We start from the raw sequence: 13,814 nt of genomic DNA, 5'->3' as shown, positions 1-13,814 counted from the left end.
CGACTCGGCACCGCGTCTGATGACCGGCACGGGCAAGGACCAGGTTCATCTGCTCGTCGTCTGCACGGCCGAACGCGGTCTGTGCGGCGGCTTCAACTCGCAGATCGCGCGTCTGGCGCGTGACCATACCCGCAAGCTTCTGGCCAGCGGCAAGACGGTCAAGATCGTCTGCGTGGGCAAGAAGGGCTTCGATATCCTGCGGCGCGAATTCGCCTCGCTGATCATCGACCGCGTCGACCTGCGCGAAGTCAAGAAGATCGGCTTTGCGAATGCAGACCAGATCGGCCGCAAGGTCATCGGTCTCTTCGAACAGGGCGAATTCGACGTCTGCACGCTGTTCTATTCCGAGTTCAAGTCGGTCATCTCGCAGATCCCGACCGCGCTCCAGCTCATCCCGGCCTCCGCTCCTGCGGCCGTTGCCGAGACGACGGGTGCGACCGCGATCTACGACTACGAGCCGGATGCCGGCGCCATCCTCGGCGACCTCATTCCGCGCAACATTTCCGTGCAGATCTTCCGGGCCCTGCTCGAGAACGTCGCCGGCGAAATGGGCGCCAAGATGAGCGCAATGGACAACGCGACCCGCAATGCTGGTGAAATGATCAACAAGCTGACGCTGAACTATAACCGTCAGCGCCAGGCTCAGATCACCAAGGAACTCATCGAAATCATCTCGGGCGCTGAAGCGCTCTAAGGACCAGGACAAAGAGGGTAAGATACATGGCTAAGGCAGCTACCCCGAAGGAAACCGTAGCGGAAAAGAAGCCCGCTGCTCGTAAGCCGGCAGCAAAGACCGCCGCTGCAACGAAGGCTGCCGCACCGGCTGCTTTTGTCGCGACCGGTCGTGTGACGCAGGTCATCGGCGCCGTCGTCGACGTTGCTTTTGACGGCAACCTGCCGCAGATCCTGAACGCGCTGGAAACCGACAACAACGGCAACCGCCTCGTTCTCGAAGTCGCCCAGCACCTCGGTGAAAATACCGTCCGCACGATCGCTATGGACTCGACCGAAGGTCTCGTCCGCGGTCAGCCGGTCGCCGACACGGGCGCTCCGATCACCGTTCCGGTTGGTCCGGAAACGCTCGGCCGCATCATGAACGTCATCGGCGAGCCCGTTGACGAAGCCGGTCCGCTCGTCACCTCCGGCAAGCGCGCCATCCACCAGGAAGCTCCGGCCTATGTCGAGCAGTCCACGGAAGCGCAGATCCTCGTCACCGGCATCAAGGTCGTCGACCTTCTCGCTCCCTACGCAAAGGGCGGCAAGATCGGCCTGTTCGGCGGCGCCGGCGTCGGCAAGACCGTTCTCATCATGGAACTGATCAACAACGTCGCCAAGGCGCACGGTGGTTACTCGGTGTTCGCTGGCGTGGGTGAACGTACCCGCGAAGGCAACGACCTTTACCACGAAATGATCGAATCCGGCGTGAACAAGCACGGCGGCGGCGAAGGCTCCAAGGCTGCCCTCGTTTACGGCCAGATGAACGAACCGCCGGGTGCGCGCGCCCGCGTCGCTCTGACCGGTCTGACGATCGCTGAAGACTTCCGCGACAAGGGCCAGGACGTTCTGTTCTTCGTCGACAACATCTTCCGCTTCACGCAGGCTGGTTCCGAAGTGTCGGCTCTGCTCGGCCGTATCCCGTCGGCCGTGGGCTATCAGCCGACGCTGGCGACCGACATGGGCCAGATGCAGGAACGCATCACCACCACGACCAAGGGTTCGATCACCTCGGTTCAGGCCATCTACGTTCCCGCCGACGACTTGACAGACCCTGCGCCGGCCACCTCGTTCGCCCACCTGGATGCCACGACGGTTCTGTCGCGCTCGATCGCCGAAAAGGGTATCTACCCGGCCGTTGACCCGCTCGACTCGACCTCGCGCATGCTCGACCCGATCGTCGTCGGCGAAGAGCACTACGACGTCGCCCGTAAGGTCCAGACGACCCTGCAGCGCTACAAGTCGCTCCAGGACATCATCGCCATCCTGGGCATGGACGAGCTGTCGGAAGACGACAAGATCGCCGTTGCCCGCGCCCGCAAGATCGAGCGCTTCCTGTCGCAGCCGTTCTTCGTCGCCGAAGTCTTCACCGGCTCGCCGGGCAAGCTGGTTGCTCTCGAAGACACGATCAAGGGCTTCAAGGGCCTCGTCAACGGCGAGTACGACCATCTGCCGGAAGCCGCCTTCTACATGGTCGGCTCCATGGAAGAGGCCGTCGAAAAGGCCAAGAAGCTGGCTGCCGAAGCCGCTTGATGAACTTTGGGCGCCCGCAAAGGGCGCCCATTCCTGACCGGATGAATGACAAGAAGTGAATGGTCATGGCTGACAATTTCAATTTTGAACTCGTCTCCCCCGAGCGCCTGCTGGTTTCCGGCAGTGTCAGCGAAGTCGTCATTCCGGCGACCGAGGGCGAGATGACCGTCATGGCCAACCATGCGCCGACCATGACGACGATCAAGCCGGGTGTCGTCACCGTGAAGTTCGCGGATGGCCGCAAGGACCGCTATGTGGTTTTCGGCGGTTTCGCCGACATCATCCCGACCGGCTGCACGCTGCTGGCCGAATCCGCCGTCCCGGCCGGCGAGGTCAAGAGCGACGAGATTACCCGTCGTATCGAAGCCGCCCGCGCGGAACTGGCTCATGCCAAGTCCGACGACCAGAAGTTCGGTATCGAGACCTATCTTGCGGAACTCACGACGCTTCAGGGCATCGTCGTTCCGGTCTGATCCTTCGACCGAACCTGCAACCATCGAACCCGCCCTTCCGGCGGGTTTTTTGTTGCTTGTCAAATGCCGGTTTCGGGCTGAAGGTCCTCTTTACCTTGTCTCCAGGAAAATGCCTCCCTGCGGCACAACCGGAAGGCGGGATTTGCTGTTTCTTTACGGCATCGCGGGAGAGTGGCCGCTATATGCCGTCCGCCATGAAGGCGGGCTTTCGCACGAGGACAGGACCAATGAGCAGCAAGATCGTACCCGTAATCATGGCCGGCGGTAAGGGCACGCGCCTGTGGCCGCTCTCGCGCTCCTCTGCACCGAAACAGTTCCTCGAATTTCTCGGCGAAACGACGCTGTTCCAGAAGACGTTGGCCCGCGTGGCCGACAAGGCGCTGTACGAGGCCCCCATCGTCGTCACCAACAGCGACTTCCGCTTCCTCGTCGCCGAGCAGGCGCGTGCCGCAGGCATGGCGCTGGCCTCCATCCTGCTCGAGCCCGTCGCGCGCAACACGGCCCCCGCGCTTGCCGCAGCCGCCACGCTCATTTCCCGCCTGCATGGCGAACAGGCGATCATGCAGGTGCTCGCCTCCGATCACGAGATTGACGCCGACGCCACCTATGTCGGCTGCATCGCCAAGGCGCGGACCGCCGCCGAAGCCGGGCGTCTGGTGACATTCGGCATCACGCCGCACGAACCGGCCACCGGCTATGGCTATATCGAGATCGGTGAGGATCTCGGCAACGGCGCCAATGCCGTGCGCCGCTTCGTCGAAAAGCCGGACCGCGACAAGGCCGCCGCCATGTTGGAGACGGGCGGCTATCTCTGGAATTCCGGCATGTTCATGCTGCCGGTCGGCCTGTTCCTGCGCGAGCTTCGCCAATATGCGCCGGAGGTTCTGGATGCTGCCGCCGAAGCAGTCGCCAAGGCGCAGCACGACCTCGATTTCGAACGGCTCGACGAGGCGGCCTTCGCCCGTGCGCCGGATATTTCCGTCGACTATGCGATCTTCGAGAAGACGCCGATCGCCGCCGTCGTGCCGTCGTCGATCACCTGGTCCGATCTCGGCAGCTGGGATTCCGTGTGGAAGACCGGCAAGCAGGATGCGGCGGGCAATGTCGCCGACGGAAGCACGACGGTGCTCGACACCCGCAATTCGCTGGTCATCTCCCGCGATATCCATGTCGCCGTGCAGGGCCTCGACAATATCGCCGTCATCGCCAGCGAGGATGCCGTCTATGTCGGCCGCATGGAGGACAGCCAGAATGTGGGCAAGCTGGTCAAACATCTGGCCAGCCTGCCGAAGACGGCGAAGCTGACCGAGACGCATCCCACCGCCTACCGTCCCTGGGGCGGCTATACCTCCGTGCTGAACGGCGAGCGTTTCCAGGTAAAGCGCCTGTTCGTGACGCCGGGTAAGCGTCTGTCGCTGCAGAAGCACCACCATCGCTCCGAGCACTGGATCGTCGTGCGCGGCACGGCCGAGGTGACGATCGGTGACAAGACGATCCCGCTGCGCGAAAACGAGTCGGTCTATATCCCGCAGGGGGAATTGCACCGCCTCGCCAATCCCGGAAAGATCATGCTCGAGCTGATCGAGGTGCAGACCGGTTCCTATCTCGGCGAGGACGACATCATCCGCATTGAGGACGAGTTCGGCCGCGGCTAAGCCGCTATTTCTCGCCCCGTCGCTTCGGCGGCGGGCAGTGGCCAAGTGCGCGGCACTCCGCATCCAGCCAGATACCTGCACGTTGGTGCATGGCAGCCTGTTGCTGATGGGCAAGCCACGGTGTTGCGGCCCAGGCGGCGCCCTTCGTGACGAGCGTCTGGGCGAGATCCGTCTTCGCGACGGCGCAGCGCAGGAACGAAACGGCGCCGAACCGGAAATCCTGCTCGCAGGTCAACGTCCGGTTCGCGATCAACCGGCGGAAATAGATACGGGCCTGCTGGCCGCAGGCGACGAGATGCTGGTCATCGCCGCGGCAAAGTTTTTTGGGATGAACCGCAACGGCATCCGTCAGCACATATAGCCGGCCATCATGCTCAAAGGATGTGCTGTCGAAGACTTTCACACGCATTGTTGGCCGCAGGATGAGCGGTATGATTTTCCGCTCGACTTCCACCCGCTCCAGGCTCTGTTTCTTGCGGTCGATCCGCACGGGTTTGTCGGTCCAGATCGGCTCGTCGGATAGCGGGCCGGTCTGCAGCTCCGCTGCAAAAGTAGGGAGAGCGAGCGTGAAGCAGATAAACGCTGTGGCGAAAGCCCGCTTGATCACGCTGCTCACTGTTCCTGAGCCCACCACCATCTCCGCTCATTCCGCCGGAGTTTGCGCGGTGCTGCCCGGCACATCAAGCCGCCCGCCAAAGTTTTCACGCAGCGGCAGCCAGCGGCCGCGGTCGAAATAGTCGGGCAGATAGGAGCCGCGATTGCGGTTGCGGTCGGGTGTGACGATGAAATTGTAGCGCGGCGTCTCGCTGAACTCCTTCTTCAGCAGGATGCGGTTGCCGAAGCGGATGATATCGAATTCTTTCAGGGCGCGGATGTCGGCAAAGATTTCCGGCGCGTCTTCCCAGCGCATTTCATCGAGAAAGACGCGGATGGCGGCAATGACGGCATCGGTCACGGCATCCTGCGTCGCCTTGTCTTCGATGTTCAGCTTGATTCGGAAGGATGAAATGCGCGCCTCCGCATTGCCCTTGATCGACAGGAAGGCGGAGGAGGGGGCGGCCGCGCCTGCATCCGTGCGGGGGAACTCCCGATAGGACTGGCACTCCCAGTTCGTTTTGTCGAAGAGACCGGCCTTCCAGCCCGAATTGACGAAACCGGCACGGCGCAGCGCCTCGCAGAGAGCTTCGGGCTCCTTGCGGATGGGGCGGACGAATTTCGTCTGCATCGGCGTGACGGGCACGAGCAGGCGCTCGGAGATAAGACCTTTGGGCCGGGGCATGCGATTGCCCTTGAGTTCATAGGGCCGAAGCGCCCGTTCCTGTGGCGCCGCCTTGACCGGCGCATAGCCGAACCGGGCGAGCAACAGGTTGAGATTGCGATAATCGTTGGCAAGCAGCACCGTCGCGCCGATCGCCCCGAGCAGCACGGCGGCGAAGAGCCCGAAGACGATCAAGCCGGATCTGCCTTGCTTTCGCTGCGTCATGCCGACCCGCGCCGTTGCCCGTCCTGTGCGGTCGATACCGGGCCTTCTGGCAAAGGCAGGGCCTCAAAAGCCCGTGGGATCAGCCGACCTCCCGCTCCTGATAGGCTACAAGCAGGGTGCCTGCAAGCGCGAGCGGCCAGACAAGGCAGAGCAAGAGGCCAAGCGCGCGTTCGATGTCCCATCGGCCGCCATTATCCTCACCCTCGCGCAGGCTGCAATCGATGAAGCGCAGCGCGATGAACGTGTAGCCAGCCATGAGAAGGGCAGTCAGCGTCATTCTCCCCGATCCTGTCTCAGGAGAAGCAAAACGCCTCCTGTCCCCTTTCGGAGACATCCCACTCTCCAGCGCGTCCCCTCGCCGCGGAATCGGTCCTGTCTGTTCCAAAGTGTGACACTATTCGCCTGTACCGCCAACAGAAACCTGTTGCGACCGATCAGGTATTTCGGCGGCCGCGCGGGCAGCAAGCAGGTGCTTGTGCAGCTCCAGCACGGCCGGCGGCGCGGTGCGGAACTTCGGCAGGCCGAGATAGTAGCCGTAGCCGGTCGAAAGGCTGGTGTTACCAAGCTGCACGAGCTTGCCCTTGTCCAACTGATCCGCGATGAGGCCGAGACTGCCGAGCGCCACGCCGTCGCCGCTGAGCGCGGCATCGATGGCGAGCGCATAGGTGGAGAAGGTGAGATGGGGCCGCGGCGGCGGCATGCGCCGGAAGGCCTCTGGCGCCACCCGCTCCAGCCACGGGCGGAAAGAAATCCAGTTGGCGTTGAAACGCTCGTAGTCGATGAGGTCGAGCGCGGCGAGCGCCTTGAGATCGACCGTTGCCGCATCGAGCCCCTTGCGGGCGATGTAATCGGGTGCGGCGACGGGCGCCAGCTCTTCGGCGACCAGCGGCGTCAAGTCCCAGCGCGGGTGCTCGCCGGCCGAATAGAGGATTACGAGGTCGTTGTTTTCGGAGGCGAGGTCGGCGGGGCTGTCGGATGTGGTGAGGCGGATCGCGATATCGGGATGGTCGCGGAAGAAATCCCGCAGGCGCTTTCCAAGCCAGAGATGCGAGACCGAGCCGCTGGCGGCAAGGGCGATGCTCGGTCCGGCGCCGGTGCGGAAGGGTTCCAGGCTTTCTTCCAGATAATCGAGCGAGGCTCGCACGCGCTGGAACAGCTTTTCGCCCCGCGGCGTCAGCGTCAGGTTCTTGCCCTGGCGGGTGAAGAGCGGCGCGCCGAGATGATCTTCCAGCCCCTTGATGCGGCGGCTGACGGCGGCCTGCGTGATGTTCAGCTCCCGTCCGGCGCGGGAAAAATTCATGTGTCGGCAGGCGGCGTCGAAGACGCGGAAGGCCTCCAGCGGGATATGGGCGAGCATTGTTGCTTTCATGATCTCAAGTTATCAAAAATCCCGAAAAATCCAAGGATTTGAAAATCTGAAATCGTGATGCAGGGTCTGCGGAGATCTTTTCTGGGGAATTTCCGTGACATTCGCGACCTCATTCGTACCCGATATCCGTTTCGGCGAAGGCGTTCATGCCAGCATCGCCTCCTCCGCCGGCGCGCTGGAAGCCCGGAGCGCGCTCGTCGTCATCGACGGCTTTCTTGCCGCAAGCGGACTTGGCGAGCGTCTTGCCGCCCAGTTCGCGGCGGAAGGGATTGCGGCGGAGTTTTTCTCCGGCTTTGCGGGGGAGCCGAAGCTCTCCCATGTCGAGACGGCAAGCCGTGCTGCGCGCGGAAAAGACCTCGTCGTCGGCATCGGTGGTGGTTCGGCATTGGACATCGCCAAGATCGCGGCCTGCGTCGCAGCGGCGGACAAGGATCCGATGCACTATGCGCTGGCCGCCAATCCGCTGCCGAAGACGCCCCTGAAGAAGATCATGGTGCCGACGACGGCGGGAACGGGCTCCGAGACCTCCGCGACGACGATCTTCGCCGGGCCGGAAGGCAAGAAACTCTGGATCTGGGGGCCGGAGACCAAGGCCGACCTCGTCCTGCTCGATCCGGCGCTGACGGTGACCTTGCCGGCCAACCTGACGGCCTGGTGTGGCCTTGATGCCTTCGTGCACGCTTTCGAGGCGGCGACCAACTGCAATGCCCATGCTGGTGCAGCGCTTTATGCGCATGCGGCGCTGGGCCTTTTGACGGAGGCGCTGGAGACGGCGGTGAAGAACCCGGCGGATATCGCGGCGCGCGGCAAGGTGTTGCTCGGCTCGTGTTATGCCGGCGTCGCTATCGACAATTGCGGCACCGCGATCGCCCACAATATCAGCCACGCGCTGGCCGGCCTCGCGCCCGTGCACCACGGGCTCGCCACGGCGCTGGGGTTCGAGGCGACGCTGGCCTGGCTTGCCGAGGCCGATTCGGTCGAGCTTGCCGCTGCGGCACGCGCCTGTGGCCTCTCCGATCCGGCGCTGCTGCCGGGTTTCGTCAGCGATCTCATGGACCGCTGCGGCATCGTCCGCGCGCTGCCCAAGGCCTTCGCCGATTTTTCCGCCGAAGATCTCGCCCGCGAAATGCGCGCGCCGGAAAACCAGCCGATGCGCCGCGCGACGATCCGCGATGTCTCGGATGCCGATATCGATAGGATCGCCGCCACGATGATGGCTCTGCCTCGTACGCTCTAAGGATTCGCCATGACCGAACAGTATAGCCGCGCCTATTGGGAACAGCGCCTTGCCGGCCTCTCGCTGGCGCGTGGGCATTTCATCGATGGCAAGGTCGTGCCAGCAGCCTCCGGCCGCACCTTTACCCGCACGCGGCCAATGGACGGTCAGCCCGGCGCGGTTTTGGCCCGCGGCGATGCCGCCGATGTCGATGCTGCCGTCGCCTCGGCCCGCAAGGCCTTTGCCAGCAGTATCTGGCGGGCCAGGGAGCCGCTGGAGAAGAAGAAGGTCATGTTGCGTTGGGCGGAGCTGATCCGTGCCCATGGCGAAGAACTGGCGCTTCTGGAAACGCTCGATGTCGGCAAGCCGGTTCAGGCATCGCTCGGTGTGGATGTGCGGCTCTGCGCCGATGGCATCCAGTATTACGGCGAGATGATCGACAAGCTCTATGACGAGATCGCGCCGACGGGGCCGAAGGCCCGCGCGCTGGTGCGCAAGGTGCCGCTCGGCGTCGTCGCGGCGATCACGCCATGGAACTATCCGATGATCATCGATGCCTGGAAGCTTGGGCCGGCGATTGCCGCCGGCAATTCCGTCGTGCTGAAGCCGGCGGAGCAGTCCTCGCTTTCGGCGTTGAAGTTGGCGGAGCTCGCCGTCGAGGCCGGGCTTCCGGCCGGCGTCTTCAATGTCGTCACCGGCTTCGGCGAGGAGGTCGGCAAGCCGCTGGCGCTGCATGGGGATGTCGACATGGTCGCCTTCACCGGCTCGACCGAGGTCGGCAAGCTGATCATGGGCTATGCGGCGCAATCCAACCTCAAGCGGGTGGCGCTGGAGCTGGGCGGCAAGTCGCCGCTCGTCGTCTTCGAGGATGCCGATCTCGATGCGGCGGCCAGTGCCGCCGCCTGGGGCTGCTTCTACAATTCCGGCGAAACCTGCCATGCCGCCACGCGCCTCGTCGTGCATCGCTCGGTGCAGGATGCCCTCATCGCGAAGATCGAGGCGGTGGTGAAGCGCGAGATCGCGCTCGCGCACCCCTTCGAGCCCTCGGCGCAGATCGGCGCGCTGATCGAGGCGGAGCATATGGAAAAGGTGCTCGGGCTGATCGCGGCGGGCGAGAAGGACGGTGGTCACCGGGCCTTCGGGGCGGAGCGGGTGCTGTCGGAAACGGGCGGTTATTACGTCTCGCCGGGTGTGATCACCGACGTGACGAACGACATGCGCATCGCCCGGCAGGAGATTTTCGGCCCCGTCCTCGCGGCCATCGGTTTCGACACGGAGGAGGAGGCGCTCGCGATCGCCAACGACACGATTTACGGTCTGGCCGGCGCGGTGTTCACCCGCGACATGGACCGGGCGCATCGCTTCTCCGAAGCCATCCATGCCGGCACGGTCTGGATCAACACTTATGACATGTCGAATTTCGCGACGCCCTTCGGCGGCTTCAAGCAATCCGGTTTCGGCCGCGACCGCTCGGTGCATGCGATCGACAAATATTGCGACTACAAGACGATCTGGCAGCAGTTCAGCTAAGGTTTAACGGGGAGGAGCGGCACATGAGCAAGATCGTTTCCATCGTGATCAGCCATCATCGGCTGCCGCTCGATCCGCCGTTCAAGGCGAGCTGGGATGGTCGCCCGCGTCGGCAATTCGATGCGACGATCGTGCGGGTGCGGGATGACGAGGGGCGCGAGGGCATCGGTTCGGGCGACCTGATGAAGGGGTTCGAGGGACACGAGGACCTGTTCATCGGCCAGGACCCGCGCCATTTGGAGCGGCACTACGAGGTTCTGTCGCATATAAATTTCCACTATGGCCGCTGCTGGCCGCTCGATCTCGCGCTGTGGGACCTCGCCGGCAAGGTGACGGGTGAGCCGGTCTGGCGCATGCTGGGCGGACGGGCCGATCGCGTGCGGCTCTATGCCTCCTCCGGCGTGCTGCGCGATCCCGCCGCCATGGCCGATCAGGCCGAGCGCTATGTCGCCGAGGGTTTTCCGGCGATGAAGGTGCGTTTTTCCTCCTCCACCGGCGGGCGCAATGGCTGGCGCGACGATGTGAAGGCGCTGGAGGCCATCCGCGCCCGCGTCGGCGACCGGCTGGAGCTGATGGTGGATTGCAACCAGGGTTGGCGTATGCCCTGGGACACGACGCTGCCCTGGACCTTCAAGGACGCACTGGTCGTGGCGCGCGAACTGGAACGGCTCGGCATCTACTGGATGGAGGAGCCGCTGCACCGCTCCGACCGCAAAGGCATGAAGGCGCTCAAGGAAGCGACCGATATCCGCATCGCCGGCGGCGAGATGACGCGCGAACTCTACGAGTTCCGCGACATCATCGAGGAGCGTGCCTTCGACGTCATCCAGCCTGACGTGGCGCTGGTCGGCGGCATCACCGGCTGCCGGCGGCTCGCCTTCCAGGCGCGTGAGGCGGGTGTCACCTTCACCCCGCACTCCTGGACGAACGGCATCGGCGTGCTGGCGAATGCCCATCTGACGGCCGGTGCTGGCGACGCCCCCTTCCTCGAATATCCCTACGACGCGCCGGAATGGAGCGAGGAGCGCCGTGATTACCCGCTCGCGGCCCCCCTGCGTCACGAGAACGGCTGGCTGCTGCTGGGTGAAGTGCCGGGGCTCGGCATTGCGCTCGATGAGGACAGGCTGACGGCGACGCGCATCGGCTGAGACGCTTCGCCCTCTTGACATCCGCCCCGTGGAGGCCGACTTCACGGGGAGAAGGACGCGAAGGAGACGAGCCATGAGCGAGGCAGCCCGCACGACGATCGACCAGGCGGAAGTCGACCGCTTTTCGGCGATGGCCGCCGAGTGGTGGGACCCGACCGGCAAGTTTCGGCCGCTGCACAGGTTCAACCCTGTCCGGCTCACCTATATCCGTGACATGGTCTGCGGCCAGTTCGGCCGCGACCCCAGGGCGCATCGCCCGCTGGAAGGCCTGCGCATCCTCGATATCGGCTGCGGCGGCGGCCTGCTCTCCGAGCCGATGGCGCGCATGGGGGCCGATGTGCTCGGTGCGGATGCCTCCGAAAAGAACATCGGCATCGCCAAGGCGCATGCGGCCGGCAGCGGCGTTCCCGTCGATTATCGCGCGGTGACGGCGGAAGCGCTGGCCGAGGCCGGTGAAAGCTTCGACGTCGTGCTCAACATGGAAGTGGTCGAGCACGTCTCCGACGTCGATTTCTTCCTCACCACCTGCGCCTCCATAGTGCGTCCCGGCGGCATGACCTTCGTCGCCACGATCAACCGTACGATGAAGGCGGCAGCGCTGGCGATCTTCGCCGCGGAAAACGTGCTGCGCTGGCTGCCGCGCGGCACGCATCAATATGAAAAGCTGGTGCGTCCGGAAGAGATCGAAAAGCCGCTCAACGCTGCCGGCCTGACGGTGACGGACCGTACCGGCGTGTTCTTCAATCCGCTGTTGAACCAGTGGAATCTGTCGAAGGACATGGATGTGAATTACATGCTGGTGGCCCGCCGCGCCTCGGCCTGATCAGGCTTTCAGCGTCTTCACGATGTCCAGCAGGTCCTGCTGTCCGTCGGCATTGTAGCCGGCGATGGCCTTTACACGTTCCCGGTCGATGACAATGGCATTGCCGTCGGGGCAGAACGGCGCCTTGAAGGTGAAGGCGCGGGGTGTCGGCCCGTGGTCGTGCAAGAATTCCAGACGTTCGGCCCCATCGGCCCAGACGGGCTGCGTGCCCTCCGCCACCCACCAGAGCGCCAGCGCGGGCCAGGCCTGGCGCTGGTTCCAGTTGCGGGCGTGTTTCAGCGCGTCGGCGTGCACGCCGCTATAGGTGAAGGCCATGAGGGCTTCGAGGCATGTCCAGAGCGAGAGCGAGGAGGGCGCGTCTTCGAAACCGCTGTCCTGGAGGAAGCGCGGATAGACCTTTTCGCCCCAGCTTTCCGGTCCCGGCACATCGTCATAGCCGGAGCGGCCGACATAGCCTTCCGCCCGCTTTGCCGCTTCGAAATTCAAGGGCTCGCGCAGGCGAAATCCTTCGACGCGGAGGCTTTCGTAGTCATCGACATGGAGGCCGAAATTGTAGGCGGCGAGGTGGTGGCCGCGCATCAATTGGTATCGTCCGGCAGGACGGGCAGGGGCGCGATCTCGACGCCTTCGTCCAGGAGATCACGCACCTCCTCGGCCGAGGCCTTACCGATCAGGCCGCGCTGCTCGGTCTCGCCATAGTGGATCTTGCGGGCTTCTTCCGGGAAGCGCTCGCCGACATCCTCGGAATTGGCGCGGATCGCCGTGACGATCTCGCGCAGCTTGCTTATCATTTCCTTCTGGCCGGCCTGCATGACCATATCCTGCCGCGTCTCCTTCTTGCGCGCGGTGGAGACGGAGGGGGCCATCAGGCGCTTGGCGACATGGGGCGAACCGCAGGTCGGACAGGTGACGAGCGCCATCGTCTGCTGGCGGTCGAAATCGTCCGCCGAGCCGAACCAGCCTTCGAAGGTGTGGCCGTTGTCGCAGGAGAGTTCGTAGCGGATCACGCGGCGACACCTCCCTTCGCGGATGGGCCCGACACGTCGAGCGAGAAGGCCCGGCCATTGCGCAGGTTGGGGATCTTGTCGTGCGCTGTCTTGACGGCGGCGATGTCGATGTCGGCGAGCACGATGGCTTCTCCCGTGCCGCCGGCAGAGGCCAGCACGCGGCCCCAGGGGTCGATGATGATGGAATGGCCGAAGGTTTCGCGGCCGTCCTCATGCACGCCCGCCTGTGCGGCGGCGATCATATAGACGCCGTTCTCGATGGCGCGGGCCCGCAGCAGGATCTCCCAGTGCGCCTCGCCCGTCTGGCGGGTAAAGGCGGCCGGTACGGAGATGATCTCGGCCCCGGCCTGCGCCTGGGTCTTGAAGAGTTCCGGGAAGCGCACGTCGTAGCAGATCGCAAAGCCGAGCTTGGCGAAGGGCAGGTCCGCCATACGCGCGACGGCGCCCGGCGAATAGACTGCGCTTTCACGCCAGCTCTCGCCATTGTCGAGATCGACGTCGAACATATGGATCTTGTCGTAGCTGCAAATCTTCGCGCCATCGGGGCCGAAGAGGAAACCGCGATTGGCGACCTTGCCGTCGGCAAGCGCGATGGCCGTGGAGCCGACATGGACATGGATGCCGAATTCGCTCGCAAGCGCCGACGCCGCCGCGACGACGAGATCGTCGGCCTCGCTGCGCAGGATGGCGCGCAGGCCCGCGCGGTCGCGCTGCAACGCGCCGGTCATTTCCGGCGTCTGGACATAGACGGCGCCCTTGGCGGCCGCCTCGCGCACGAGCCGCCGCATCGTCTCCACGTTGCGGACGGGATCGGTCCCGGAGCACATCTGGAGGGCGGCGATCGTGACGGTCATATCCTGTCC

General features: G+C 64.3%; 15 protein-coding genes. 8 read left to right on the top strand and 7 right to left on the bottom strand.

The window, feature by feature from the left end; all coding sequences use genetic code 11:
- The 4 genes from ACOZK4_RS00210 to ACOZK4_RS00195 all read left to right on the top strand — a co-directional run.
- Positions 1–694, top strand: a 694-nt coding sequence (locus tag ACOZK4_RS00210) for a F0F1 ATP synthase subunit gamma (RefSeq protein WP_421589828.1), incomplete at its 5' end; no start/stop codon positions are given.
- Between the two features lie 26 nt (positions 695–720).
- A complete protein-coding gene (atpD, locus tag ACOZK4_RS00205; protein ID WP_313529473.1) occupies positions 721–2,247 on the top strand; it encodes a F0F1 ATP synthase subunit beta in 1,527 nt (508 codons plus the stop codon).
- Positions 2,248–2,312: 65 nt separating this feature from the next.
- Complete coding sequence (locus ACOZK4_RS00200) at positions 2,313–2,720, top strand: F0F1 ATP synthase subunit epsilon (RefSeq protein ID WP_421589827.1); 408 nt, start codon at positions 2,313–2,315, stop codon at positions 2,718–2,720.
- Positions 2,721–2,947: 227 nt separating this feature from the next.
- Positions 2,948–4,375, top strand: a complete 1,428-nt coding sequence (locus ACOZK4_RS00195) for a mannose-1-phosphate guanylyltransferase/mannose-6-phosphate isomerase (RefSeq protein WP_421589826.1) — start codon at positions 2,948–2,950, stop codon at positions 4,373–4,375.
- 4 nt (positions 4,376–4,379) lie between these two features.
- Here the strand turns inward: ACOZK4_RS00195 and ACOZK4_RS00190 are convergent, their stop codons facing one another.
- The 4 genes from ACOZK4_RS00190 to ACOZK4_RS00175 form a co-directional block, all read right to left on the bottom strand.
- Positions 4,380–4,991, bottom strand: coding sequence for a thermonuclease family protein (locus tag ACOZK4_RS00190; protein ID WP_421589825.1), 612 nt, complete (start codon positions 4,989–4,991; stop codon positions 4,380–4,382).
- A 27-nt stretch (positions 4,992–5,018) separates the two neighbouring features.
- Positions 5,019–5,828, bottom strand: a complete 810-nt coding sequence (locus ACOZK4_RS00185; protein ID WP_421589824.1) for a DUF6030 family protein — start codon at positions 5,826–5,828, stop codon at positions 5,019–5,021.
- 109 nt (positions 5,829–5,937) lie between these two features.
- Positions 5,938–6,135, bottom strand: coding sequence for a hypothetical protein (locus ACOZK4_RS00180; protein ID WP_313529462.1), 198 nt, complete (start codon positions 6,133–6,135; stop codon positions 5,938–5,940).
- A 117-nt stretch (positions 6,136–6,252) separates the two neighbouring features.
- Positions 6,253–7,227 carry a LysR substrate-binding domain-containing protein gene (locus ACOZK4_RS00175; protein ID WP_421589823.1) on the bottom strand — a complete coding sequence of 325 codons (975 nt, stop codon included), beginning with the start codon at positions 7,225–7,227 and terminating at the stop codon, positions 6,253–6,255.
- A gap of 94 nt (positions 7,228–7,321) precedes the next feature.
- On the opposite strand from ACOZK4_RS00175, the gene ACOZK4_RS00170 reads away from it, so the two are divergent.
- The 4 genes from ACOZK4_RS00170 to ubiG all read left to right on the top strand — a co-directional run bounded on the left by ACOZK4_RS00170 (position 7,322) and on the right by ubiG (position 11,944).
- Entirely contained in the window at positions 7,322–8,464 is a 1,143-nt protein-coding gene (locus tag ACOZK4_RS00170; RefSeq protein WP_421589822.1) for an iron-containing alcohol dehydrogenase, read from the top strand.
- A gap of 9 nt (positions 8,465–8,473) precedes the next feature.
- Entirely contained in the window at positions 8,474–9,973 is a 1,500-nt protein-coding gene (locus ACOZK4_RS00165; RefSeq protein WP_421589821.1) for an aldehyde dehydrogenase family protein, read from the top strand.
- Between the two features lie 23 nt (positions 9,974–9,996).
- Entirely contained in the window at positions 9,997–11,121 is a 1,125-nt protein-coding gene (locus tag ACOZK4_RS00160; protein ID WP_421589820.1) for a mandelate racemase/muconate lactonizing enzyme family protein, read from the top strand.
- A 73-nt stretch (positions 11,122–11,194) separates the two neighbouring features.
- Positions 11,195–11,944: a bifunctional 2-polyprenyl-6-hydroxyphenol methylase/3-demethylubiquinol 3-O-methyltransferase UbiG gene (ubiG, locus tag ACOZK4_RS00155; protein ID WP_421589819.1), complete on the top strand. Its 750-nt coding sequence runs from the start codon at positions 11,195–11,197 to the stop codon at positions 11,942–11,944.
- Here the strand turns inward: ubiG and ACOZK4_RS00150 are convergent, their stop codons facing one another.
- From ACOZK4_RS00150 to ACOZK4_RS00140, 3 genes are read right to left on the bottom strand one after another with little or no spacing between them, the layout of a single operon-like run.
- Positions 11,945–12,523: a DUF3291 domain-containing protein gene (locus ACOZK4_RS00150; RefSeq protein WP_421589818.1), complete on the bottom strand. Its 579-nt coding sequence runs from the start codon at positions 12,521–12,523 to the stop codon at positions 11,945–11,947.
- Positions 12,523–12,951 (bottom strand): DUF1178 family protein, encoded by a 429-nt coding sequence (locus ACOZK4_RS00145; protein WP_421589817.1) that lies wholly within the window; start codon positions 12,949–12,951, stop codon positions 12,523–12,525. Before ACOZK4_RS00145 ends, ACOZK4_RS00150 begins: the two co-directional genes overlap by 1 nt.
- Positions 12,948–13,805, bottom strand: a complete 858-nt coding sequence (locus ACOZK4_RS00140; protein WP_421589816.1) for a carbon-nitrogen hydrolase family protein — start codon at positions 13,803–13,805, stop codon at positions 12,948–12,950. Before ACOZK4_RS00140 ends, ACOZK4_RS00145 begins: the two co-directional genes overlap by 4 nt.
- Positions 13,806–13,814 lie beyond the last annotated feature (9 nt).

The sequence above is a fragment of the Shinella sp. M27 genome (assembly GCF_049199905.1).
Taxonomy (GTDB): Bacteria; Pseudomonadota; Alphaproteobacteria; order Rhizobiales; family Rhizobiaceae; genus Shinella.
Note: the sequence above shows the minus strand (reverse complement) of the source record. Positions and strands in the feature narration are given on the sequence as shown.